At 35.6% G+C, this 26,478-nt stretch carries 19 protein-coding genes; 11 read left to right on the forward strand and 8 right to left on the reverse strand.

Annotation, left to right across the window (positions count from 1 at the left end; genetic code table 11):
- Positions 1-40 precede the first annotated feature (40 nt).
- The 6 genes from P2086_RS10805 (at position 41) to P2086_RS10830 (ending at position 8,153) form a co-directional block, all read left to right on the forward strand.
- The gene (locus tag P2086_RS10805; protein WP_317896757.1) at positions 41-631 is read left to right on the forward strand and encodes an RNA polymerase sigma-70 factor; all 591 of its coding nucleotides are present in this window, start codon (positions 41-43) and stop codon (positions 629-631) included.
- A gap of 1 nt (position 632) precedes the next feature.
- On the forward strand, positions 633-1,643 hold the full coding sequence (locus P2086_RS10810) for a FecR family protein (RefSeq protein ID WP_317896758.1): 1,011 nt from the start codon (positions 633-635) through the stop codon (positions 1,641-1,643).
- A 2-nt stretch (positions 1,644-1,645) separates the two neighbouring features.
- Complete coding sequence (locus tag P2086_RS10815) at positions 1,646-3,460, forward strand: carboxypeptidase-like regulatory domain-containing protein (RefSeq protein WP_317896759.1); 1,815 nt, start codon at positions 1,646-1,648, stop codon at positions 3,458-3,460.
- A gap of 49 nt (positions 3,461-3,509) precedes the next feature.
- Entirely contained in the window at positions 3,510-4,646 is a 1,137-nt protein-coding gene (locus tag P2086_RS10820; protein WP_317896760.1) for a hypothetical protein, read from the forward strand.
- A 315-nt stretch (positions 4,647-4,961) separates the two neighbouring features.
- A complete protein-coding gene (locus P2086_RS10825; protein WP_317896761.1) occupies positions 4,962-5,687 on the forward strand; it encodes a head GIN domain-containing protein in 726 nt (241 codons plus the stop codon).
- 96 nt (positions 5,688-5,783) lie between these two features.
- Complete coding sequence (locus P2086_RS10830; protein ID WP_317896762.1) at positions 5,784-8,153, forward strand: TonB-dependent receptor; 2,370 nt, start codon at positions 5,784-5,786, stop codon at positions 8,151-8,153.
- 53 nt (positions 8,154-8,206) lie between these two features.
- Here P2086_RS10830 and P2086_RS10835 read toward each other — a convergent pair whose 3' ends face one another.
- Together P2086_RS10835 and P2086_RS10840 are read right to left on the reverse strand one after the other, a co-directional pair.
- Positions 8,207-9,427 carry a Fic family protein gene (locus P2086_RS10835; RefSeq protein WP_317896763.1) on the reverse strand — a complete coding sequence of 407 codons (1,221 nt, stop codon included), beginning with the start codon at positions 9,425-9,427 and terminating at the stop codon, positions 8,207-8,209.
- Between the two features lie 135 nt (positions 9,428-9,562).
- Positions 9,563-10,285, reverse strand: a complete 723-nt coding sequence (locus P2086_RS10840; protein ID WP_317896764.1) for a class I SAM-dependent methyltransferase — start codon at positions 10,283-10,285, stop codon at positions 9,563-9,565.
- 13 nt (positions 10,286-10,298) lie between these two features.
- On the opposite strand from P2086_RS10840, the gene P2086_RS10845 reads away from it, so the two are divergent.
- Positions 10,299-11,033, forward strand: coding sequence for a pseudouridine synthase (locus P2086_RS10845; RefSeq protein ID WP_317896765.1), 735 nt, complete (start codon positions 10,299-10,301; stop codon positions 11,031-11,033).
- Here P2086_RS10845 and P2086_RS10850 read toward each other — a convergent pair.
- Positions 11,030-12,757, reverse strand: a complete 1,728-nt coding sequence (locus P2086_RS10850) for a tetratricopeptide repeat protein (protein WP_317896766.1) — start codon at positions 12,755-12,757, stop codon at positions 11,030-11,032. The genes P2086_RS10845 and P2086_RS10850 overlap by 4 nt on opposite strands.
- A gap of 145 nt (positions 12,758-12,902) precedes the next feature.
- Here P2086_RS10850 and P2086_RS10855 point away from each other — a divergent pair, with 145 nt between their 5' ends.
- From P2086_RS10855 to scpA, 4 genes are all read left to right on the forward strand, one after another.
- Positions 12,903-13,427 (forward strand): DUF7935 family protein, encoded by a 525-nt coding sequence (locus tag P2086_RS10855; RefSeq protein ID WP_317896767.1) that lies wholly within the window; start codon positions 12,903-12,905, stop codon positions 13,425-13,427.
- Between the two features lie 161 nt (positions 13,428-13,588).
- The gene (locus tag P2086_RS10860; RefSeq protein WP_317896768.1) at positions 13,589-15,874 is read left to right on the forward strand and encodes a tetratricopeptide repeat protein; all 2,286 of its coding nucleotides are present in this window, start codon (positions 13,589-13,591) and stop codon (positions 15,872-15,874) included.
- Between the two features lie 105 nt (positions 15,875-15,979).
- Positions 15,980-17,305: a methylmalonyl-CoA mutase family protein gene (locus P2086_RS10865; protein WP_317896769.1), complete on the forward strand. Its 1,326-nt coding sequence runs from the start codon at positions 15,980-15,982 to the stop codon at positions 17,303-17,305.
- Positions 17,298-19,424, forward strand: coding sequence for a methylmalonyl-CoA mutase (gene scpA / locus P2086_RS10870; protein ID WP_317896770.1), 2,127 nt, complete (start codon positions 17,298-17,300; stop codon positions 19,422-19,424). The genes P2086_RS10865 and scpA overlap by 8 nt, the downstream gene beginning before the upstream one ends.
- Before the next feature lie 9 nt (positions 19,425-19,433).
- Here the strand turns inward: scpA and P2086_RS10875 are convergent, their stop codons facing one another.
- From P2086_RS10875 to P2086_RS10895, 5 genes are all read right to left on the reverse strand, one after another.
- The gene (locus P2086_RS10875; protein ID WP_317896771.1) at positions 19,434-19,757 is read right to left on the reverse strand and encodes an antibiotic biosynthesis monooxygenase family protein; all 324 of its coding nucleotides are present in this window, start codon (positions 19,755-19,757) and stop codon (positions 19,434-19,436) included.
- Positions 19,758-19,847: 90 nt separating this feature from the next.
- The gene (locus tag P2086_RS10880) at positions 19,848-21,770 is read right to left on the reverse strand and encodes a PQQ-dependent sugar dehydrogenase (protein WP_317896772.1); all 1,923 of its coding nucleotides are present in this window, start codon (positions 21,768-21,770) and stop codon (positions 19,848-19,850) included.
- Between the two features lie 123 nt (positions 21,771-21,893).
- Positions 21,894-25,010 (reverse strand): T9SS type A sorting domain-containing protein, encoded by a 3,117-nt coding sequence (locus tag P2086_RS10885; RefSeq protein WP_317896773.1) that lies wholly within the window; start codon positions 25,008-25,010, stop codon positions 21,894-21,896.
- 100 nt (positions 25,011-25,110) lie between these two features.
- Positions 25,111-25,728: a YdeI/OmpD-associated family protein gene (locus P2086_RS10890; RefSeq protein ID WP_317896774.1), complete on the reverse strand. Its 618-nt coding sequence runs from the start codon at positions 25,726-25,728 to the stop codon at positions 25,111-25,113.
- A gap of 24 nt (positions 25,729-25,752) precedes the next feature.
- A complete protein-coding gene (locus P2086_RS10895; RefSeq protein WP_317896775.1) occupies positions 25,753-26,403 on the reverse strand; it encodes a hypothetical protein in 651 nt (216 codons plus the stop codon).
- Positions 26,404-26,478: the final 75 nt, after the last annotated feature.

A 26,478-nucleotide genomic window follows, 5' to 3' on the forward strand; every position in this document is an offset into this window, starting at 1 on the left:
CTATGAGGTATGATTATTTAATTGAAACCTTATCTTTGCGATGAAAATTCGTAAAAAGGTGCAGTTAAACGAGCAGGAATATTGGCAAAACGTCAGCCGGGGCGATAAAAAAGCGTTTGAACAGTTGTTCAACACGCATTATCAACCTTTGTGTAATTACGCCTACTCATTACTTAAAGACATAGACGAAGCAGAAGAGGTGGTACAGAATACTTTTTTTAACGTATGGAGTAAAAGGGAAACCTTACAAATTACAACATCGTTCAAATCATACATTTATCGTGCTGTGCATAACGATAGTTTGAATAAGATTAAGCACGGTAAGGTAAAAGCTAGTTATGCTACGGATTATAAGAGCTCTATGTCTGGAGGGTTTGATAGCAGCTCACAAATTTTAGAAGCAAAAGAATTAGGAAAACAAATTAACGAAGCCATCGCTTCTTTACCCGAACAATGTGGAAATGTATTTAAGTTGAGCCGTTTTGAAAATTTAAAATATTCGGAAATAGCAGAGCAATTAGAAATCTCGGTAAAAACCGTTGAAAACCACATGGGCAAAGCTTTGAAGATATTACGTTCTCAGTTAAAAGATTATTTACCGCTTGTAGCTTGGTTATTCTTTATAAATTAAAATGGACAAAGGTTTAGAAAATATAGATGATTTGATTGCTAAATTTCTTTCTGGTGAGGCCGGTAAAGAGGAGAGTAATCAGCTTGAAGCCTGGATGGAGAGCGATCCCGAGAATCGGGTATATTTTGAGGACGCAAAAAAAATGTTTGCTCAAATAGACAATTTTAAAATTGCACATCGGGTAAACACAGTTAAGGCATGGGAAAAACTGAATGAGAGAATTTCTTCTGAAACCGAAGCCCAAGAAGAATCAAAAATTATTCCATTATTTAGGCGTTCGTCTTTTTTCAGATCCGCCGCTTCCCTGCTTTTAATTACAGCACTTGCCTTACTCGTAAATTATTTTTTAGGCAATTCAAGTCCTGATCCAACTGTACTTACTGCTACAAGCCAAGTGCTTGATAAAAAATTACCAGATGGGTCAACTGTCACAATCAATAAAAATTCAGAAATAGCCTACGTGATGCATGATAAGGTGCGTGAGGTAAAGCTTAAGGGTGAAGCGTTTTTCGAGGTTGTGCATAATGAAGAGGCTCCATTTGAAATAATGATTGACGACATCATAATAAAAGATATTGGCACATCGTTTAATGTGAAAGCCTTTCCTGAAAGTAATACCATTGAAGTTTTAGTAGAAAGTGGAGAAGTGTATTTTTATTCGACATCGCAGAAAGGTGTTAATTTGGTTAAAGGCGAAAAGGCTACCTATAACAAAACAACAAAACAATTTGTGAAATTAACTCCGAGTCCGACTGAAAACATAGCGAGTTATAAATCGAAAGTATTTTATTTTAAAGGAAATATTTTACGTGAGGTTGTTAATCAAGTTAACGAAGTATATGGAAGCAGTATTGTTTTAGGAGATCCCCGTCTGGGTAATTGCAGATTGTCAACCATGTTTCATGATGCACCATTGGATACTATAGTAGAAATTATTTCAGAAACCCTTGATTTAAAAATAGAACGCAAAGGAGAAAAAATAATTTTGAATGGAACTCCCTGCGCTGAATAAGCATGAAAAAAATTGTATGCATCTTCTTGTTTGTTTTTTGTTGCAAACATATTTCGGCAATTGTACCCGCTCTTGAGCGTGAAGTAAATCTTTTTTTAAATAATGAATCATTTGGAAATGTTCTAATAAAAATTCAAGAACAAACCGGATTAATTTTCTCATATAAACCGAGTATAGTAAAGGGAATTGGACTAATTACTTTAAATCTTAGTCACAAGTCTGTGCGCGAAGCCTTAGCACTTATGCTTCCTAAATCGGTTACTTATAAAGCGAAAAATAACTACATCATCTTAAAAGAAAAACCTGTTGAAGTAAATCCAAAAAAAACAGAAATAAGTGGTTACGTTATTGACAAAGAAACTGAGAAAAAAGTAGCAAACGTTACCATTTACGATAAAGAAAGTTTGCAGTCTGTTAACACCGATGAATACGGGTATTATTCAATTAGTCTTCCTAGCAACAATGATAAAATAAGCGTCAACAAAGAAAATTATAAGGATACAATTTTTTCCCTCGTTAATGTAAAAGAAAATAAACTGAATAATATTACCATGGTTCCTGTGAACGATTCTGTTCGCAAAAACGATTCACTAGTTTGGAAAGATAAATTTCGTGACATTGGTCTTTATACAAGTAACGTGTATAAGAAAATAAAAGGTTTTGTAAATACAATAAATGTCCGCGATACTATTGAACGCAATTTTCAGGTTTCTCTTATTCCTTTTGTAGGGACAAATCGTAAGTTATCTGGAAACGTTGTAAACAGAACATCATTCAATATTTTGGGTGGAGTAGCTAAAGGGTCCCATGGTATTGAAGTGGGTGGGCTGTTTAATATTGACCGCAACACTGTAAAAGGTTTTCAAATTGCAGGTTTATTTAACATTGTTGGAGATTCGGTTAAAGGCGCACAGGCTGCTGGAGTTTTTAATATTACAGGAAAATCAGCAGCAGGTTTGCAAGTGGCAATGTTAATGAATGTAAATGCGGGAACACAAAAAGGTGTTCAGTTTGCTGGTTTGATGAACCTGAATAGCAAAAGTTCAAACGGCATAAGTGTTGCTGGTTTAATGAATATTACAGGAACGGCAAAGGGACTTCAAGCATCATTTATGGGCAATATAAATGATACACTTAAAGGGGCTGCGTTGTCTTCGGTTTTTAATGTAACAGATTATGGTATAAATAGTATTCAGATTTCAAATGGATTTAATAAACAAAATCATGGCTCAAGTCTGTTACAAGTGGCAGCACTTTTTAACTCCACTAATTATTTAAAAGGAATTCAAATTGCGCCATTTAATTTTGCAGACTCAGCAGTTGGTGTACCTGTTGGTTTATTTAGTTTTGTAAAAAAGGGTGTTCATCAAATTGAATTAAGTGCTGATGAGTTGTTTACCTTAAATCTTTCTTTCCGTTCAGGTGTACCACATTTTTATAATATTTTTAGTATTGGATACGAGCCCGGTTCAGACTTAAAATTGTGGCAATTGGGTTACGGTGTAGGAACCTCGTTTAAAATCAAAAAGAAATTACGAAGTGATATTACCGTTACCATGCACCATATTAGTGCTGGTGATTTTTATTTTGCAACAAATGATATTTATAAAGCATATTTAGGATTAGAATATAAGTTTGGAAAAAAGTTTTCTATTGCTGGTGGTCCAACATTTAATGTGTTGAGGAGCGACGCGCTTTTACCTGATTATCCTGTTTATCAGAACATCAGCCCTAATTATTTATTTGATCAAACTAACTCCAACAATTTTAATTTAAAAGGTTGGATAGGTGGTCGACTCGCATTAAGATTTTTGTAATAGGGGTATTCTTCTTTTATGTTGTCATAGATATAGACAACATAAAAACATGAAAAAGATAACAATAATTCTTGGAGCTCTAATCTTAACGGCTTCATTAAAATCGCAAACGGATTCGATCAAAGTAAAGTTAGAAGAATCTGAAAATGTAAAACCTTTCCAATTTACATTTGTTTCACCAGTTGGTACTAATGGAATAGCTTGTTTTAAAACGACAAACCGAGTTTCTCTTAATGTATTAGTAGGAGTTGCCAAAGAACTAAGAGGATTTGAAGCAGGTGGAATTGCTAACGTGATTCTTAAAGATATGGAGGGAGCGCAATTTGCCGGCGTTGCAAATGTGGTATTAGGTAATGTGCATGGTGGCCAGTTCGCTTCTTATTTTAATTACTGCGGCAAAGATTTTAGAGGTGTGGCTATTGCAGGTGTTGGGAATGTAAATTTAGGTGGGATGCACGGAACTCAAGTAGCAATGAGCTTTAATTTCAACAGAAAAGGCGGCAGTGGTTCGCAAATTGCCGGTTACACGAACGTTACGTTAGGTAATTTTAAAGGCGTTCAAATATCTTCAGCAGCAAATATAGTTGTAGGCGATATTAAAGGAGCGCAAATATGCGCTGGTGTAAACGTCGCTAAAAAGGTTAAAGGTGTTCAGATAGGTTTCGTAAACATTGCCGACTCCGTTGATGGAGCGACGATTGGTTTTTTAAATATTGTAAGAAAAGGAAAACACCAAATTGAAATTTCTGGCGATGAATTATTTTACGCGAATCTATCTTTTAGAACAGGGTCAAATGCATTCTATAATGTTTTTACCACGGGTTTCAGACCTGGATCTAAAGACAATATATGGCATTTTGGGTATGGTGCAGGAACTTCTTTTAAAATTAAAAATAAATTGTCAGGGGATCTAGCTCTAACTATACAGCATCTTAGTTTCGGGGGATTTTATTGGGGTACCAGCGAAATTATGCGTTTGTATATTGGAGTAGAATACAAATTAGCTAAAAAAGTAGCCATTGCAATCGGACCAACACTGAACATGTATGTTTCAGATGTTCTACTTAAAGATTCGAAAACAAACACCGAAAATGTTCTTCCATACCATAGTTACAATTATACTAACTCACAAGATTTTAATTTAAAAGGTTGGGTTGGGGGAAGAATCGCTTTGCGGTTTTTGTAATCGATAAAAAGAAATCAAATTAATTGCTAATGACTTGGAGAAAATATTTCCGAGTCATTTTTATTTTAAGAAATCAGGTTGAATATCTACGTTATTATTTCGTAGAAATATTTGAGGCAAAACAAATAAAAACCTAGTACCTTAGTAAAAAAGTAAATCTATTTTGAGCCGCACGTTATATATCCATTGCCCTATTTGCTAAATGTATGTATGAATGTGGCTTTACATTTTTTTTATAAAATAATTTTTAAAAATAGGGGTTGTTTGTGTGTGAGTTGTCTTAGGTATAGATAACACAAAAAAATAAAACAAAATATGAAAACGCTAAAATTAATTTCCAGTCTAGTAATCTTAAGTATATTTTTTCAATCATGCCAAAAAGGTGGGCCATGGGGGATTATGGGTAAAGGTGACAATATCACCGAAACAAAAGACATAGGTGAATTTGATAGAGTTCATTTATCTATAGATGCTGATGTTTTTTATACGCAAGATTCCGTCTATAAAGTTGAAGTCTCAGCTCAATCAAATATTCTGGCAGTTCTATCGACTGAAGTGAAAAGTGGTGTTCTTACTTTTGATTTTAAAAGAAATGTCTGGGATCATGAAAAGATAAAAATTACAGTTCACTCTCCTCGAATAAATGAAATAAACATAAGCGGAAGTGGTAATGTGACAACGCAAAACGCAATAACTACAAATGATTTAGAACTAAGTATAAGCGGTTCGGGGAGTGTTTATATTGCGTCATTAAACGCTGTTAGTTTAAAGGCGGATATTAGTGGCAGTGGGGATGTTACAATCTATAGCGGTTCTCTCATCAGTCAAAATCTTTCTTTAAGTGGCTTTGGAAAAATTGACGCTGAAAATATTATGGCGAAAATTTGTACTGCTGATATCAGTGGATCGGGTGATATTACAGTTAATGTTTCTGATAATTTGAATGCAACTATTTCTGGAAGCGGAAATATTAGTTATAAAGGTAATCCAACTCTTGAGGTTGATATTAGTGGCTCTGGTAAGCTTGTCAAGATAAATTAATCCATAAAATAAGTAATAAATAAAATAACGTTGATCGTAATTTAAAAGTTAACGATCAGTGTAAGGGATGAATTATGCCCAATAAAAAGTAAAACTATGAATAGATTTAATATTATTTTTTGCGCAATTGCATTTTTAGTACTTGTGTCTAATAAGAAAAAGGCTCAAACAGTTTCTCAAACAATACGAGGAACCGTTGTAGATAAAATATCTCAAACTCCCATACCTGGAGCTGTTATACAGGTTTTAAATTCAAATCCTTTGCAGGTTGTTAGCTCCGACATGAATGGAGATTTTAAACTAACAAATGTTTTGGTGGGCAAACAAAGTCTGAGAATTGCTTATTTGGGTTACAAGGAAATTTTTATGCAAAATCTTTCGCTCAATGCAGGAAAAGAACTAGTTCTTAATGTTAACATGGAAGAAGACGCTATGCAAATGCAAGAGGTTGAAATAACCGCAAAAGTTGAGAAAAACAAACCACTAAACGACATGTCGGCTGTGAGTACACGTGCTTTTTCTGTGGAGGAAACACAAAAGTTTGCAGCGGCGGCAAACGATCCTGCGCGCATGGCTCTGGCCTTTGCTGGCGTTGTAGCGGCTGGTGATGGCAATAATAATATTTCAATTCGTGGTAATTCTCCCAATGGCCTTTTATGGCGAATGGAGGGTGTAGAGATTCCTAATCCCAACCATTTTTCCAATGTCGGAACATCGGGAGGTGGAATCTCTATTTTAAGCGCACAACTATTAAATAATTCTGATTTTTCTACCGGAGCATTTGCAGCGGAGTATGGTAACGCACTGTCAGGAGTATTTGATTTAAAGCTAAGAAAAGGAAATAATCAAAAGCATGAGTACACTGTTCAACTCGGGGTGCTTGGTTTAGATTTGTCCACAGAAGGTCCTTTTAAGAAAGGCTACGGTGGTTCTTATCTCATCAATTACCGCTATTCCACTTTATCAGTTCTAGGTAAAATTGGAGTGCCGCTTGGTAATGCTATCACAAATTTTCAAGATCTTTCCTTTAATATTTCTCTCCCAACAAAAAAGTTTGGAAGCTTTGGCGTATTTGGTTTTGGCGGAATAAGTGATCAAACGGCTTACGCTAAAAAGGATTCTGCTTTATGGAATGAAGATAGTTTTTACAGAGCTGATTCAAAATTCTATGCTAATACTGGTGCAATTGGACTAACCAACACGCTTCTTCTGAAAAATCAATCTTACCTTAAAACAGCTCTTGTTTATTCAGGAACGCAAAACGGATATAAACAAGATAAATTAGAAAACGATTACACAACTTTTATACGCGACTATGAGCAAAAGTTTGTGCAAACGAAACTAACACTTTCAAGTGTTTACACTCAAAAAATAAGTGCAAAAAGTAATATCAGAACCGGAATCATTTTAAATCAACTCGGATATAGCCTTTCTCTGCGCGATATGACTGATACAACCGTACTCATTGATAAAATAAAAGTGGAAGGTAATACTCAAACCGCACAAGCCTTTTTTCAGTGGAATTATAAGTTGACTAAAAAATTGACTACAAATTTGGGTTTACATTATTTTCAATTGTTTCTTAATAATTCTAATTCTGTTGAACCACGCGCTTCTTTAAAATATGAATTAACTCCTAAAAATAATTTAAGTCTGGGTTATGGATTACATAGTCAATTACAACCAATAGGTGTTTATTTTGCTAAACAAAATCTAACCGACGATTCATACACTACACCAAATAAGAATTTAGGCTTGAGTAAAGCGCATCACTTGGTTGTTGGATACGACAGAGTTTTAAATGAATTCTCTCACATCAAAACAGAACTGTACTACCAACATTTATATAACATTCCTATTAGTAATGATCGAACAGGTACGTATTCCATTTTAAATGTCATGGATGGTTACAATACAGAGCCTCTTACAAATAAAGGTTTAGGAAGAAATTATGGTGCAGAATTGACTTACGAAAGATTCCTTCATAAAAATCTATACTATTTGTTGTCGGCATCGTTATACGATTCAAAATATAAAGCGGCTAATAATAAATGGTACAATACACGCTTTAATACAAATTTCGCACTCACCTTTACTGCCGGTAAGGAGTGGGTTTTAAGTGGTGGGACAAAGAATAGAATTATTGGTTTTAATATTAAATCTATTTATGTTGGAGGATTTAGATACACGCCAATTGATCTACAAGCTTCTATTGCTGCTGGTGAGCAAAAGATAGATGATACAAAAACATTTGCTGAACAAAACCCAGCTTATTATCGTTTAGACATTCGCATCAGTTTAAAACGAAATTATAAACACGTAACAAGCACATTAGCTTTGGATATTCAGAATACAACTAATCGTAAAAATGTTGGAGGGCAATATTTTGATTCCGGAACGGGAGAGGTAAAATATTGGTACCAAACGCCTTTGTTGCCTTTACTGAGTTATCGTTTGGAGTTTTAGCAATGGGATAACTAAGCTTTTTAATTTTTCGAGAGGCTTGTTTATTTAAGTTTTTAATCCATCATAGTAGCCTCAACGTCTTTTGGAAAAAGTCGGGGAAAAATATAAGGCGCATATTTAATCGGAAAATTTATTAAAACAGGCGAACGTAAATCAGAAGATTCATTTATTAGAAGTTCTTTATCAATTAAGTTTTTCATGATTCCTCTAGCGACATTTTCCGACTTTCCTGTAATACGCTCTAAATCCCCTTTTATTACTTTCCCCTTATATAAAGCTTCTTCCAAGAGATATCTGCTCTCTTTTCTCATTTCGTCACGAGCGGTCATAAGTGCAACAAACTCGTTTAAGCGAGCGCTTATTTTATTTGGTTCAAGAATCGACAACATAAAATTTGTTTGATCTACCGCGCTTTTTAGAAAAAACGCACAAAACTCAATAAGAAATTTATTAGATAAATTTCCGTGACCATCATAATCATTCCAGCGTTTCATGTCGGCATTAGCAAGAGCACTGTAGTAATCTTTATTATTAACGGCTAATCCACGTGAAATAGACCAAAGTCCGTCTCCATCAATTTTTTCAGTAATTGTAGCTGCTTCGCTAAATAAACGAACTACTCTGCCGTTTCCATCCAAAAAAGGGTGAATCCAAGCAAGTCGGTGATGCGATGCTGCTATAGCAATAATACGGTTAAGAGGATCAGAATTAGTTTCTCTCGTATAGCCTTTTTCAAAAAATGAAATAAAATCATTTAGTGCATCTGCTGCTGGAGCTATGTGTTTGCCTACTTCAACTTCGGTATTCCTTTTATGTCCTGGCTCAAGAATCAAATTAGTACCAGTCTTACTGGTAACAGTTCTGAATTCAGGAGGCATATTAGCGTAAAAGTTTTCATGAAGCCAACTTATAAATTTCCAGGAATAGGGATTATTTTCACTGAGTAATTTTATCTTCATGTTATGATTAACTATAACATGCGCTTGACTTTCAAGTTGAAGTATTTTTTTCTTTGGTTCTTTTGAATAGTTTTTTTTAAGTGCTTTTTCTATATCTAAAGGATGCGTGTAATGACCCTCAATAAGATTTGAATAATAACTATTCATTGGTTCAATAAGTTTGGCGACAGCTTGCCGAGTTATTGGATTAAACGCACCAGTAAGTTTGGCTGAATTTTTAATTAGTTCAGCAGCAAGCTCTCTCAATTCGCCGTCTTTCTCAGGAAATAACGGCGTCATAGAGCTTGGTGAATGATATAAATTAGCCTTTGACATACTGCAAATTTACGGAAAATTATGCGGAATATAATGCGGAATGTGATATCTGGTTAAATAATTGAATATCAGTATTTTAATATGATTTTTCTGTATTAATTTTTTATAAAATGCGGAATATAAATCGCCGCCAATTTATTTCGTAGCAACAATGGTAATCAAACCATTCAGCTCTTTATGATAAGTAACAGTCATATTGTTTTCTTCAAGCAAATCAATTATTTCATCGCCTGAAATTCTATATTTATTATAAGAACTCACTTTCTGCTCCCAGGTGTTTCCATTAAACTCGTGTAACAAATCTGTAACCACAACATGCGTTGGAGTGTAATCTAAAAAACAGGTTAATATACGATTTGCGTCACTTTTTACGGGAATAAAACGACTATCGCCGATACGTTTTTCAGAATAATTTCTAAATGAAAGAATAAACTTACTGCCTTCTGATAACAAATCGCACGAATACTCGATAAAACGTTCTATGTCGCTTTCGCTCTCCAAGTGTGTCAAAGTATCACCCCAACAAACAATCACTTCAGGATCTAAATCCTCGTATTTGGTTACTAATCGCATGTCCTGTTCAACGGCCGTAACGTCCAATCCTTCACAATTTATTATAAGTTCGTCTAATAATTGTTTATTAAAATCGATTGCCCACACTTTAAATCCAAGTTTTGCCAATGCTGCGCTTTGTATACCATGTCCGGCACCCAGATCTAGGGCCATTTTTGACGAAGAAGGAATAATTCCTTGTTCTTCTAAAAAAAACTGAAATTCCTTTTGTTTGGTTTCGAAATCGCCTGTCATCCAAGAATAAAAGTTGGCAAGGTGATTTTCGTAATGTTTTTTTGTTGTCATAATCTTTTGCCAAATGGCAGATATCAGCAAACTTAATAATAACTTAGCACTCATGAAAATTGATAAATACATTGCATATTATGGTTACACGTCACGTCGCAAAGCCTGTGATTTGATTGATGAAAAAAAAGTTATTGTAAATGGGAAGATAGCGAACTTTAGCACCAAATTTAATGAGGGTGATGTTGTTGAAATTAATGGCGAAGTATTGAAGCCGCGGACTTTTGTTCCAACATTTATTGCATACCACAAACCAAAGGGCGTTGTGTGTACCACAGAAAAAATATCTGGAAATATAATTGATGCCGTTAATCATACCGAAAAGATTTATCCTGTTGGACGTTTAGACAAAGAGTCTGAAGGCTTAATTTTATTAACCAATCAGGGAGAACTGATTGATAAAATTGCCAATGCCGCACACGGACACGAAAAAGAATATATTGTTACTGTGAATTTACCAGTGCGCAATCAATTTTTAAAAGAGATTTCTGACGGCATAAAACTGCAAGGCGAAATAACAAAACCCTGTGTAGTGAGTCTGGAGCCAAACGCCAAACGTATATTCAGAATTATTCTAACGCAGGGAATGAACCGTCAGATCAGACGGATGTGTAATGCTTACGATTATCAGGTTCTTAAATTACTGCGGGTGCGTGTGATGAATATTATACTTGGTAAATTAAAACCAGGTGAATGGAGAGATTTAACAAAAGAAGAACTAGAAACTTTGCTGGCTCAGATCGTTTAACGAGCAGAATAAATTCCTAAAAGATCTTGGTAACTTTTATTTTCAGGATCGAGTTCAATTGCTTTTTTCAAAAAGGCGATTCCTTGTGGAATTAGCTCGACGCCGAAATACAAACTGGAGTATTTAAAATATAGTTCAGCATTACGTGGTTCTTTTTGAATTTGTTTTTGGAGCCCTTCTAAAAGTTGAAACCATTTGTCCGTTAATTTCTTCTCAAAATCAGGTTTAATCAATTCCGGTGAGTGTTTTTTCAAAACACCAAAGTCGTGCATGGCATTTTCAATTTCATTGTTTTTAAAATAGGCTTGACATCTATTTAAATAATATAATTTATTAAAATCCGAATTCTCTATCGCTTTCGTGTAATCATCCGTGGCTTCTTTAAACTTTCCTAAACTAAAATAAGAAGAACCTCTATTGCTAAGTGCTTGAGGATAATTCGGCCTTATGTCAATAGCTGCATTATAGTATGCCAGAGAGGCTTGATATTCTCGTTTTTTATTTAAAATATCTGCTTTTTGTAAATGAAAAAGATAGTAGTCTGGACGTTCATTTATTCCCGCCTCAATGTAAGATAATTCGTTTTTATAAATATTCATCCGACTATGTGTTTTTAGACAGAAGATCAAACAAAAAAGACTAATACAGATTGGATATAATTTTGAGTCCGTATTAAATTTAACCTGACTTAAAAAAAGAATAATACCAATCATAGATCCGTAAATTCTTTGTTCGTAATGCTCACTTCCTGGCTTGGTTGCACCGAACCATACAGGAATTGCCAAAAGCATCAGGAAAATAAATAATCCTAGAAATGCTGTTTTTTTATTTTTTAGTCCTGGATAAAAGCAAAGAATCATAAAAATTAGAAAGGTTGCTATTCCTGGCACAAGAGAAGTATTAACGATGGATGGTAAAACAGATTGCTGAATAGGAAAGATAATTTTCCCAATAAAAATTAAGTAACCTTGAATGAAATTCAAAAAATCTGTAAGAAAATTATTTTGGCTTGTTATACTCTCACTTGTTATCGAATTACGTATTAAAAGCCAAATGGCAGATACTGCAATCCAAATAAATGTGAAAGTGATATTTCTTTTTAATGAGTCTTTCTTAAAACCAAAGTAGAGGATTATGTATACCAAGGGCAATATAATAGCACTTTCTTTTGTGAATAAGGCGCAGATGAAAAAGAGAAAATGAAACATGAGGTCTTTTCTTTTATTGTTATCAATAAATTTTTTAATATGAATAAGTGAAGCAAGAGTAAATACACAAAGTATTAAATCGTTTCGGCCAGGAACCCATGCAATGGCATGAAGTAACAAAGGATTAACTGAAAAAAGTAAAGAGAAAATGTAGGCTTGTTTCTTTTCAACGTTGAAACCAATCAAAAATTTAAAGAGCAGTATCACAGATAATAGATGCCAGCATAAATTAGTGAGATGATACATCATTGGATTTAATTTTGCAAGATGATAATCAAGAATTAATGAGATCATAAACAAAGGGCGATAGTACAAATTGGTGCTAGGTTCCGTAAAAGCAGATTTTACACTGAACCAGTCTTGTAAAAATGTAACGTCTTTTATAATCATCCATTGTTCATCCATGGATGTGAAACCGAAGCTAAGACTTTTGAAATAGAGAAATATTGCCGGGAGAATAAGGCCTATGAAGATCTGTGTTTTGCTTTTTAAAAAAAAAGGAGAATTTTTCTTCATTTTAGTCGTATCGCTAAAATATACTAATTAACTTAAAAATCACGGAAATAATTATTATTTGTAACAAGAGACCAAGGAAAATTTTCACTAAATGATTTAAAAATCCCCTAATAATACCGATATTAGAGCCTGTCAATTTATATTTATGGAGTATTTGTTTGAGATTTTAAAAGTAACCCTGCCTGCTGTTGCAGTTTTTGCAGCAGCCTATTTAATCGTAAAGAGTTTTTTAGAGAACGATCAAAAAAGAAGAGATGGTGAAGTCAAGAAATTAAATCAAGCATCCATCATTCCGCTGCGACTGCAAGCTTACGAACGAATTATTATTTTTTTGGAGCGAGTCAACCCAAGTTCTTTAGTGGTTCGTGTCAATAAAAACGGAATGAACGCACAGCAGTTTCATTTAGAGTTAATAAAGACTATTAAAGGCGAATACGAACACAACTTATCTCAACAAATGTATATGAGTGCTGGTGCTTGGGAACTGGTTAAAACGACCAAAGAAGAAATTATTAAATTGATTAATATCTCCTCAACTAAAGTACCACAAGAAAACAGCAGTAACGATTTGGCAATGATGATTATTAATATTGCATCTAACCTCGATAAAAAGCTACCAAACGATATTGCACTTACTTACATCAAAAAAGAAATAAGTCATCTTTTTTAGTTCGAATTTAAAACCGAATTCCCGTGCTGTTTTTCTTTCATTAGTATAGTGATCAGATTATTTTAGTCTGACTTAAATTAGAATTATTTTTCTACATTTATAATTGGATCTTCGTGCATTCTAGTTTTTACTCAATATTAACGATCCGCTTGTATATAAGAATGAGAAATATAGCATTAAAGAAAATCCTTTTTTTACTTGTATTGGTAATCCCTTGCTGCTCAATAATTAAGGCTCAAGAGAATGCACGAGCAATTGATTCTTTGAATCTCATTGTGAAAAGGGCGGCAAGCGACAGCTCTTTAGCTTTTGCATATTTAGGTCTAAGTGAAATTTTATACGTTTCTAATCTTGATACGATGAAATTTTTATGCAATAAGTCGAAAAACATTGCTGAAAAAAAATTGGCTCAGACTGGACTATCGAAACAGGAAATAAGAACTTATTCAAGAATTCTTTCGATGTCTCTTGCCAACATTGGTTACTATTATGGTGAGGTTGGGAATATTGAGGAGCAAAAAAGGTTGTACTTACAAAGTTTAGAACTTATTAAGAAGGTTGGAAGTAAATTAGAAATCGCTGAGATATTAAGTAATGTAGGTTATTTGTATGGTGAACTTGGTGACATTGAAAAACAAAAAGAGTATTATTTTGAAGGTCTCCGCATTAGAGAGGAAGAAGCGGATAAAAAAAGCCTGCACGTTTCTTATAGTAATATAGGACATGTTTATTTTAATCAAGGCAATTTACCTGTTGCCCTCGATTATTTATTTAAAGCACTAAAAATACAAGAGGAACTTGATTCTAAAGAAGATATTTCTAATACTTTAAATTCTATTGGTTATATACATGGTCAACAAGGTGAAATCGAAAAACAAAAAGAGTATTATTTAAAAGGTTTAGCTATTAGTGAATCGATTAACGATTACCGAGGTATGGCTCGTTCAAGCAATGGCTTGGGAGCAATCTATAAGGGACAGAATGATTTTAAAAAAGCTTTATTTTATCTTAACAAATGCCTTAAGATATCTGAACAAATAAAAAGTAAAGTTGGATATTCTGCTGCACTTAATAATATTGGAACAATTTATGAAGCCGAAAATAATTTAAGTAAAGCCTTCGAATGCTATCAAAAGTCCTTAGCTATTAGAGAGCAAATAAGTGATAAAACAGGAATAGTTAGTTCACTATTGTCTGTTGCAGGAATAAATATTAAACAGAATAAGCTAGTAGAAGCAAATAAAAATGCTTTAAGAGCATTACAGTTGTCACAAAACTTGGGCTTTACAGATGAAATTCAAAGGTCAGCCAACATTCTTCAAAAAACGTATAAAAAAATGGGTAATTATCAAAAGGGTTGGGAAGCGTATGAACTTTATATTACCACAAGGGATAGTATGAACAAATTAGAAAATCATAAAGAAACTGTAAAGAGAGGACTTCAATATGAGTTTGAAAAAAATGAAGCGAATAGACTTGCAGAGCAGGAGAAGAAAGACGCGCTGGCTTCGGTTGAGAGGCATAAACAGGTAATTGTAAGAAATGCATTTATTTGCGGATTTATTCTTATTCTCGTTGTAGCCGCTTTAATTTTCAGAGGTTATAGACAAAAACAAAAAACAAATAGCATTCTTGTTGTTAAGAATGATACAATTGAAAAACAAAAACAACTGGTTGAAGAGAAGCACAAAGAAATAACAGATAGTATAAATTATGCCGAACGAATTCAAAGAAGTTTTTTAGCAACAACTCAACTGTTAGATGATAACCTAAAAGACTATTTTATTTTCTTTCAACCAAAAGATATTGTAAGTGGCGACTTTTACTGGGCTGGAAAATTAAGTAATGGAAATTTCGCGCTTGTAACTGCAGATAGTACAGGACATGGAGTTCCTGGTGCTATTATGAGTATTCTCAATATTTCCTGTCTTGAAAAGGCTATGCAAGCTGATTGTCTTACTGAACCAGCAAAAATATTAAACCATACAAGGGTAAATATCATTGAACGATTAAAAAACGATGGAAGTGCTGAGGGTGGTAAAGATGGAATGGACTGCAGCTTGGTTAGTTTTGATTTTGAAAATGCAAAGCTTACGTATTCTTCTGCTAATAATCCGGTGTGGATAATAAGAGAAAATAATATAATTGAACTTTTAGCAGATAATATGCCGGTTGGTAAACACGATAGGGATTTAGTTTCTTTTAATCAAAGTACGGTCGATTTACAAAAAAATGATATGGTCTATACTTTGACAGATGGATTTCCAGATCAATTTGGCGGACCAAAAGGAAAAAAATTCATGTATAGAAAATTGAAAGAACTTTTGATTTCGATGGCTGGCTTACCTCCAATAGATCAGGAGAAAATTCTTTCTGATACTTTATCAGAATGGAGAGGAAGCCTTGAACAGGTGGATGATATCTGTGTTATAGGCGTTCGTATTTAGATTTATTTTCTTGAATCGTTCTATTTTCGAACAAAAAATACAGAATTGCAAAGGTAATTAATACCTTTTTTATAATTAACTTGCGGGTCGTTAATGATGTAATACATGCAAAAATTATTCACAGATTTTAAACCAAGTACAGCCGAAGAGTGGAAGAACCGACTTGTAAAAGATCTTAAAGGAGAACCTTACGAAAGCCTTATCTGGCATAATGAAAACGGTTTCGATATACAACCTTTTTACGCGGCTGAAGATTTAAAACAGGTTTACGAACCGGCATTCACGCACGCACAATGGGAAATTTGTGTTTCTCCTCAATTAAATGATTCTAAAGAATTGAATAAACAACTCTTACAACATTTAAACAGCGGTGCAACTTCTATTTCAATTAACTGTAAAGAACCGGATTTAGAAATTGCTTTAAAAGACATTCAATTAAATTATATTCATTCTACTTTTTTTGTAAACGAAAAAAATAGTTTAGTATTAAAAAAATATTTGGAAGCAAACTATGATCTCAATCGACTGAACTGTTCTCTATTTCCTGAAAAATTAGCTAATACACAAGATTTTGAAAACTGGTTGAAAGTAGTCTCTCTTTTTAAATCTTACGATGGAATAAAAATACTCGCGGCAAATGCGCTTCCTTACCATGACCAAAGTTGTTTGGCCTATTACGAAGTAGCATTGGTTCTGTCTCAAATCACAGAGTATCTCGAGTTTTTTTCAGATAAAAAATCTGAATTGCCAACGTCAGATATTGTTATCAAAACAGGTGTCAGCTCTGATTATTTTATTCAAATGGCTAAATTAAGGGCTATTAGACGGTTGTGGACTATTCTAAAAAAGGAATACGCAGTTGAGAATGATTTTCATGTGATCGTTGAAACAAGTTTAACCAACAAATCTATTTCTGATAGTTATAATAATTTATTGCGCACAACTGTGGAATCTATGGCAGCAGTTTCTGGTGGTTGCAACGAATTAATTGTGACCGATTTTGATGTTTTGTTCGAAACGAATAAAGTATTAGCAGAAAGAATGGCCGTAAATCAACAACTCATTTTAAAAGAAGAAAGTTATTTTGATAAAATGGCTGACGTAGCTTGTGGTTCTTTTTACATTGAAACCATTACCGATTTACTTGCTAGCAAAGCCCTTGAAACCTTTAAACGTTTTGAAAAAGAAGGCGGCTATTTTAAGTGTTTAGAGAAAAACATTTTCTCAACTGAAATAGCTACCCAAGCGAAAGAACGTGGAGAGCTTGTGAATGCTAAAAAACAAATTTCAATTGGTGTGAATAAATTTAAAAATGAAAAAGAAAAAATTGAAATCACTGCCAAAGCCATAAACGAACTTAAGAACTTAGATATTCATAATCCGGTTTTAAATTTTGAATTGGAACATTATTTTAATTTAAAAAATGCGTAGACCTTTAGATAACCTTCAATACATAGCGAAAGGCGTAAATAAAGTGCCTACTTCTGAAAACTATGTCACAGCCGAACAAATAGAGATCGCGCCTAATTATCAGGCTTCCGATTTAAAGGATTTGGAACATGTAAATTTCGCTGCGGGTCTGCCTCCTTATTTACGTGGACCATACAGTAGCATGTATGTTAAGAATCCGTGGACGATCCGCCAATATGCAGGATTTAGTACTGCTGAAGATAGCAACGCGTTTTACCGTCGTAATTTAGCTGCAGGACAGAAAGGTTTGTCGGTTGCATTTGATTTGGCTACGCACCGCGGTTACGACAGTGACAATGAAAGAGTAGAGGGAGACGTTGGAAAAGCAGGTGTGGCGATTGATAGCATTTTAGACATGAAAATTTTATTCGATCAAATTCCTTTGGATGAAATGAGTGTCTCTATGACCATGAATGGCGCCGTGTTACCGATTTTAGCATTTTATATTGTGGCTGGAAAAGAACAAGGTGTGAGTCCTGATAAATTAACCGGAACCATTCAAAACGATATTTTAAAAGAATTTATGGTGCGGAATACTTATATCTATCCGCCTGCACCAAGCATGAGAATCATAGCAGACATATTTGAATACACTTCTAAAAATATGCCTAAGTTTAATTCTATTTCTATTAGTGGTTATCACATGCAAGAAGCAGGTGCAACTGCAGACATTGAATTAGCATACACTTTAGCGGATGGTTTGGAATACATTCGTACTGGAATTAATTCGGGTTTAGACATTGATACTTTTGCACCACGCCTCTCTTTTTTCTGGGCTATTGGTATGAATCATTTTATGGAGATCGCGAAGATGCGTGCAGCGCGGATGTTGTGGGCGAAAATTGTAAAGCAGTTTAATGCTAAAAATGAAAAATCACTTGCCTTAAGAACACATTGTCAAACAAGTGGCTGGAGTTTAACAGAACAAGATCCGTTCAATAATATTACCCGTACTTGCGTTGAGGCTATGGCAGCAGCGATGGGACATACACAAAGTTTGCATACAAATGCTTTAGACGAAGCCATTGCATTACCTACCGATTTTAGTGCACGTATTGCTCGTAACACACAATTGGTTTTGCAAAACGAGACAAACATCACTAAGGTGGTTGATCCTTGGGGTGGAAGCTATCACGTTGAAAAACTGACCCATGAGATTGCTCACAAAGCTTGGGCTTTGATTGAAGAAGTTGAAAAATTGGGAGGTATGGCTAAAGCTATTGAAACTGGCATCCCTAAAATGCGTATTGAAGAAGCCGCAGCCCGCAAACAAGCACGTATTGATGGTGGAAAAGATATTATTGTTGGTGTAAATCAATACAAGGTTGAAGATACTACCCAGATGGATATTTTGGATGTTGATAATACCAAAGTAAGAACGCAACAAATAGAACGACTAAAAAAATTAAAAGCAGAACGCGATTCTAAAAAAGCTAAAGCGGCTTTAGCCGCTTTAACGGAAGCTGCTCGTAATGGAAATGGAAATTTATTAGAATTAGCAGTTACTGCAGCAGAATGCAGATGTACGCTTGGTGAAATTTCGTCTGCGCTTGAAGCAGTTTATGGGCGATACAAAGCGCAAATTCGTTCTATAGCTGGTGTTTATAGTAAAGAAATTAAAATGGATAAGAATTTTATCAAAGCCAAAGAACTGGCAGATCAGTTTGCGAAAATGGATGGAAGACGCCCGCGTATTATGGTAGCGAAGATGGGACAAGATGGTCACGATCGTGGTGCCAAAGTTATTGCCACGAGTTTTGCAGACATGGGTTTTGATGTGGACATTGGTCCTTTGTTCCAAACTCCTAATGAAGCAGCGAAACAAGCTGTGGAAAATGACGTACACATTCTTGGTATCTCTAGTTTAGCAGCGGGACATAAAACCTTAGTGCCAAAAGTAATTGCTGAACTTAGAAAATTCGGGCGTGAAGATATTATGGTAGTTGCTGGTGGTGTTATTCCGCAGCAGGATTACGATTTTTTATTTAAATCTGGCGTCTCTTTTATATTTGGACCAGGCACTGTTATTAGTAAGAGTGCGATAGATATTTTAGAGAAATTGATTAAAAAGATTCAGTAATATTAGATGTTAATAAAAATCCTCGTACAATAAATCTTTCACTATTTTCAATTCATAATCGGTTTTAATCTCAATACACGATTCAAACAATTGCTGTCGCACAGCTTTTGCACTTGGAGGGAGTTTTGTTCCTGAACTTTCCCAGGATTTTCTATTTGGCCATTGCGCATAGGCAATGTAAAAATTGTCATAAGCTTTATGAAGTCTCGCACCGTAGCTGCCTTCGTATTCATAAATTAACTGAGTCATTTCTGACCATGAGTCTATAAAGGCTTCTTCTTTACCTTCTTTAATTCTAAAGGAATAGAGAACTGTGAATTTGTCACTAGTCATGGCGGTGATGAAACAAAATTTTGTAAAACGTTTTATTAGCAAATAGAATCTTGCCTAAATATAATATTTGTAAATTAAATTTAATCTGAACTAATTCAAAACCAATTTCCCAAAACGAGAGTCAGTCTTATTACTGGAGAGTTTATAAAAATAAACACCTTTTGTTTTTTCGTTTAAGTCAAGTTCAAGAACGGTGTCAGTGGAAACTCTATGATAGATAAGATTTCCTATAACATCATAAATTTCAAGACTTACTCCTTTTTCTAATTTTGAGAAGGTGAATATACCTGAACTGGGATTGGGAAATATTTTAACTTGCGACAAAGTGTTTGGTCCAGAAATTCCTGAACACGGGCTAACCATAACAGTTTTCGAAACATTAAATGTGCATCCCGAAGAATTATAATTACAACTATTCGGTGAATCTGAAAAAGAATAAGTAATGGTATGTGTGCCAGCACTAGCATTAGCGGGATTGAATGTATTACCACTAATTCCATTTCCACCAAATGTTCCTCCAGAAGGGAGGCCAATTAAATTACTTGGAAGAGAAAAATTACAATATACAGAATCAAGTCCGCTGAAAGAGGCCTGTGGAATTACGACAACTGTATTTGAAACTGCTGAACAAGTTCCGTTGGAAACAGTGACGTATAAAGTAGCCGGAGAATTATTATGAAGGGCAGTTATGACACGCCCATTCTGCGTGGTCGTATACGTCCAGTTACCTGAGCCAATAACCACCCAACCGTAAGTAAGGCCTGTTCCATTTATCGCTTCTAAAGTAACTTGATTTCCAGCGCAGGTATAAAGTGTGTCGGGAGCATTTATGTAAGCTGTTGGTGCACATGCTGTGTCACTTATTTTGTAAATTTTTCCCGAAGCAACTCCTGATAAATAAAGTTCCCCGTAAACATCTTCTCCCCATGAACTGTAATTGTTATTTATTTGCGGTGTTGTTTGAGGAAGTTGACTGGTTGTCCAACCACCAGTACCATTCGGTTCTGTTGCCCAAATTCTTCCTTGGCAATAATCGGTAAATAGATATTTTCCAAACAATGCACCTTCTTGTCCCCCACGATACACATAGCCTCCGGTCACTGAACAGCCAAGTGAATGAGCATAATCATAAATGGGTGAAATATAACTTGATTGTGATTGACAACCCGCAGTATTGTAGGAAGAATTTCCTTCGTAACAGCGCCAACCATAATTGTGTCCAATAGTATCGCATTTTGGCCTAAAATTAATTTCTTCAACAACACTCTGACCGACATCAGCAACCCACATATCATGTTTCATTCTGTCAAAACTACAACGCCAATGATTTCTTAAACCCCAATCAAATATTTCATCGCGTCCTGGTGTACTGCCATAAAAGGGGTTTCCTGGAGCTGAAAAATAATAGGGTGCTGCAGGATTATTTACATCTATACGTAAAGTTTTTCCAAGGAGGGAATCAATATTCTGAGCGCGATTACCAGGATCACCTCCATTACCACCATCTCCCATGCTAATGTATAAATAACCGTCTTCGGGACCAAACATCAAATTACCACCATTGTGATTTGTATAAGGTTGAAAAATGGTCATAATGATTTGTTCACTGTATTTAAAAGCCGTGTCAGCAAAGGGACTAACTTGATAACGCGCGATAACTGTTTTTCCATTTGTATTCACATAATCTACGTAGAAGTATCCGTTGTTAACGTAATCTGGATGAAATGCCAAACCTAACAATCCACGTTCATCTCCAGCAGTAGTTGCAGGATACACTCTACTATAAATATCAAGAAATGGAGTAGGGGTAATGGCGCCAGTTAAGCGATCAACTATTTTAATCCTCCCCCTTTTTTCGAGAACAAATAAACGGGTATCATTTGGTAGACCAGTATTGTGAATACCTACCGGAAGAAGTAAACCTGAGCTAAGTGTTTCAATCTTCACCGCTTGCGAAAAAACAAGCTTAGGCAGAAGTACAGAAAGTATAACTAAATAAGTAAATTTTTTCATGTGAATTTGGATTGGTACTATTAAAGATAAGAAAATAAAAAGATTTAATCTTTAATAGAACTATTAAGTAAATTAATCAAATATTATTAATAGGAGTGTAACAAGAAAAGAAGATTTATCAGTTTAATGATTCACTACTAGTTTCGATCTGAATTGGTAATTATCTTTTTCTCCAGCAATGTAATAAACAGCTTCTGACAAGTCTGAAATTCTTAATTCAAAATTATTTGAAGCACTAAGATAAATTTCTTTTATAACGCGACCTAAACCATCAAAAATTCTCAAATTAATTTCTGTGTCTGAGTGAATTGTAAATATCCCTGCACTAGGATTAGGGTATATTAAGATTCCATTTAACTGCCTCTCAAATTTTTGTAAACCAGCACAATTAGAAACTTTCACTAGAACGGTGGCTGTACCTGTGCAACCGTTGACATCAGTGCCAGTTACCGAATAAACTGTTTGAATTCCTATTGGTGTTACTTGAATAGTTGAACCACCTGTTAAACCGGTCCATAGATAAGTGGATGCACCATTTCCGGAAAGGATTGCCGGTTCACCTTTACATACTATTGATTTACTTGCGCTAGCGGAAACCGTTGGATCTGGAGCAATGCTTACGAATACGCTTGCTGAACTTACACAGTTAACACTAAGAGAGCTTGAAGTAGCACTAACGACATACATAGTCGCTACGGTAGGAGTAGCGGTGAAATTTTGCGATGGAGAAGCTCCGGCCCAAGTATAGGAATTTGCGCCACTTGCGGATAGGATCACACTTCCTCCCTGACATACTGCTGTATTTCCGCTTACACTAAAACTTGGCGTAAATATAGAGACGGCTACCGTTTTGCTAACAGGACAATTATATAAAGTAGAATATCCCGTTACAGTGTATACTGTTGATACAAGTGGGTTAACTGTTATTGTAGAATTTTGAGAGCCTACACTCCAACTATAAGTATTCGCACCTGTTACTGTTAGTGTTGAAGGTGCCCCAGAACAGACAAGTGGTTTGGTTGCACCCGCTGTAATCGTTGGTGTTTGACTCACTATAATTACCTCAGATGTACCCGACGTACAACCGAAGTTATTTTCACCAGTTACAGAATACAAGGAAGTAACATTGGGACTAACGGTTGGATTCGTGCCGCTTAAATTTCCTGGTACCCAGGTATAACTACTAGCACCAGATATAGTGAGTGTTGAAATGTCTCCAGGACATATTGTGAGAGGACTTGCGGAGATTACAAGTGTTGGATTTGGGTTTACATTGAGCGCGAGTAGTGTGCTGGTTGAGCAAATACCATCAGATGCATTTATTGTATAGATAATTGATGAAGCAGGGCTTACAGTTATATTCGAACCGTTAAGATTGCCTGGAAGCCATGTATAAGTTAATGCTCCCGCTGCAGCTAAAGTTGCAACGTGATTTGCGCAAATACTCGTGTTCGAAGCAATTGCTGCAACCACAAGGGCAGGATTTACCACAAGGCTTATGGTTTTTATTTCCGCGCAACTAGCATTAGATTGTGTAACTGTGTATATGGTTGTAATAGACGGACTGACAGAAATACTGGCTGTGTTTAAATTTCCGGGTGACCAGGAGTAATTCGTAGCACCAAAGGCTGTGAGTATAGCTGATGAACCAAGGCATATAGTGTTTTGATTTAAGGTTGGTGGTATGCTAGGAGAATTATAAACGGTGATGGTTGTTATAGCAATGCCAGAACAGTTTAAGGTACTAGTACCCGTAACAGTGTAAGCATTAGTTACTGATGGAATAAAAGCAGACCCATTTGCTATATTTCCAGTCCAAGTGTATGAACTAGCTCCACTTGCTGTTAACATAACAGAGTTGCCAGAGCAGACTGATGGTGTACTTGCTGTAATATTAATTACAGGAGCGGGACTTATAAATAATGAAGTAGCTGCTGTAGCTGTTCCACAACTGTTAGAACCACTAACAGTGTAAATTGCCGAAGAAAAAAGTGGAAAAGGAGTACCGTTTTGGATACCGCCCGACCAGGTATAGCTTGCTGCGCCAAGGGCAGTTAAGGCAACTGTGTTTCCGGGACAGACAGAATTTGCGCTCGCTGAAATCCCAATTGTCGGACCGCTTCCATCTACAGAAACATTAAATACGGTAGTGCTGTTGCAACCTAATAAATTAGTCCCAATAACAGTGTAGCTAGCAGAAAGACTTGGTGCAATGGTAATGCTGCTGGCAAAGGAGCCAGTGCTCCAAGTGTAGGAGACTTGTCCGCTTGCAATTAAATTTATAGAACCGCCAACGCACATGGATGCAGCGGTGGATATAGTTCCAGGGCCAGTTGAATAAGCAATTGTAGCAATGCCATCTCCGGAACTAGCTCCTACAACTGTTGTTCCGTTTGTTAAAGTTCCAGTATAACTCGAGCCACCGGCACCACTCATTCCGGTCCAGTTTCCCGTTGCTTCATTGCCACCGCCACCAACCCCAACGTATTGACCTGGAGCCCCAAATAAGCCGCCACCAGCACCACCAGGTACTCCTGCAGCAGTTCCCGCCTGATTGGATGCGATTTCGCAACCTCCATTACCACCACTGCCTTGTGTTCCTGGAGCACCGTTACTACCGGGACTAGAAATAGTGTAAACTGATGTTCCCGCAAGCCCCCCGCTAATTTGGGTGCCACCAGTAGACATTGTCCATCCGGTTCCACCAGGCCAGGCTGAACCACCACCACCACCGTAATAGCCGCCGCCGCCGCCGCCGCCATTTCCACGCCCACAAAATTGTATTCTATTTCCGCTCGCGCCACCGCCACCGCCACCAACAATTACACGATCAGTCAAACTTATTCCGTTTAAACGAATGTCAGTAGCCCCACCACCACAACCGGCAAGAGCAGCTGTGCATGTTGAAAATCCTGCTAAACCGCCTCCATTATAACCTGTACTACTACCAACATAAATGTGAATAACATCTCCGGGAATTACTGATAAAACACCAGAAGCCGAACCTCCCAGCCCACCTGGTATGCTTCCTGCACTAGCACCTCCTTTTGCACCAGATACATTAAGAGTTAAATTAAATACGCAGGAAGGAACAGTGAAGGTTTGTACTGAGCCTGTATAACTGTACGTTTGCGTGGTTACCTGAGCTGAATAAGAAAAATAGGAAAATAAAAATAAAGTAGTCGCAATTTTTTTTATGTTTATCGCCAGAAAAGATTTCTTTTTTGGGGTGAGTTTCATGTTGTGTATGTTATCTAGAATGAAATTAGAAAATATATTGACAATCAACAATTTTCATCTGTTAAATTGCATATTTAACAGATGAAGTTTAAGACTGATTTTATTGCATTCGTTTTTCTTGCTCACTTATATTGATTGTTTTTTCAAGCCGTGACAATCTTGTTTTTTCTTGCTTCGCTGTCATAATCCAATGAATCATTACTTTTTTATAAGAAGGAGCTTGCGCAGTAAAATAATTCCAAGCTGTTTTATTTTTTTTAAATTCTTTTTTAAATTTTTTGTCAAGTACTGCGGGTTCTTTTTCGTGCGAATAAATTTTAGATTTAGTTTCAGTGCGTAAACTAAATGCTTTTTGTCCTTCCGGCCTCATTAGTCCGGCCTTTATGAGCTCTTCAATTTTTTTAATATTGACTGCGCTCCAAATACTCGTGCTTCTTCTGGGTGTAAAACGAATGCTGTAACTGTCTTCATCAATCGATCTTCTCACACCATCAATCCAACCAAAACACAAAGCCTGATCAACTGATTGAGGCCAAGTCATGGAAGCTTTATTAGTGCCTATTTTGTAAAAGCCGACTAATAATTCTGTTTCTTTTTTATAGTTTTTTTCTAACCATTTCCTGAAGAGTTCTTGTGTTGCAAAAAAAGTTGGTTTCATTTGGTTGTGGAGTGATTTGTTATTGGTTGACTGCGGCACAATTGCATCCTGCTTTAGCATTATGTAAATTTTAATTTTTCATTATTATTCTGGAAATGAAATTTCTCCACATGGTATGATGTAACTATTAACAAGCTCTAGAGCAAGGTACATGGTTGATGAATTCTCTGATTTATTTGAAACGCTTGTAATACTGTCATGCCTGTTTAAATGAAATTTAGAGTTACTTGTGATCAATTCCATGCGCATAAACTCTCCGTCTATTACGTTAGTGAGTACACCAAAGGTCATAACAAGTCTTTCGTTTGGATTTATGATTTTGTCTAAAGAAACCGGCTTATCTACATCTTTGTCTAAAAATGTTTTTAACTCTACGGACATACTATTATCAAAATGTTGTCTGTCTGGCGTTAATTCTCGCGGCAAAAGCAAGATCTTAGCTTTCAGACTATTAGTTGAGCGTAGAGAATTATATTCTTTTGAGAAAGAAATTTTTAAACGAATAGGAACTACACTATCGTTAGTGATAGTTGTTGTAATATATCTATAATTAAACGCTGTCCCCGCAGTGTCATAATATTGAAAACCTTGTCTTGGTCCATTTTCAATGGATATATTAGAATATTTTTTGGAATAACTGCCATAGTATTTTTCCGATTTATGCTCTTTACACAGATCCTCCGAACAAGAATAAAACCCACATAATAATCCAAATGCGATAATATGTTTTTTCATTTAAGATATCCTGAAGTATAGTTATAACGTTTTGCAGCCTTGCGCCGTTTTTTGTTATGTCAAGTTACACATTTG

It is taken from the genome of Aurantibacillus circumpalustris (genome assembly GCF_029625215.1).
GTDB lineage: Bacteria > Bacteroidota > Bacteroidia > B-17B0 > Aurantibacillaceae > Aurantibacillus > Aurantibacillus circumpalustris.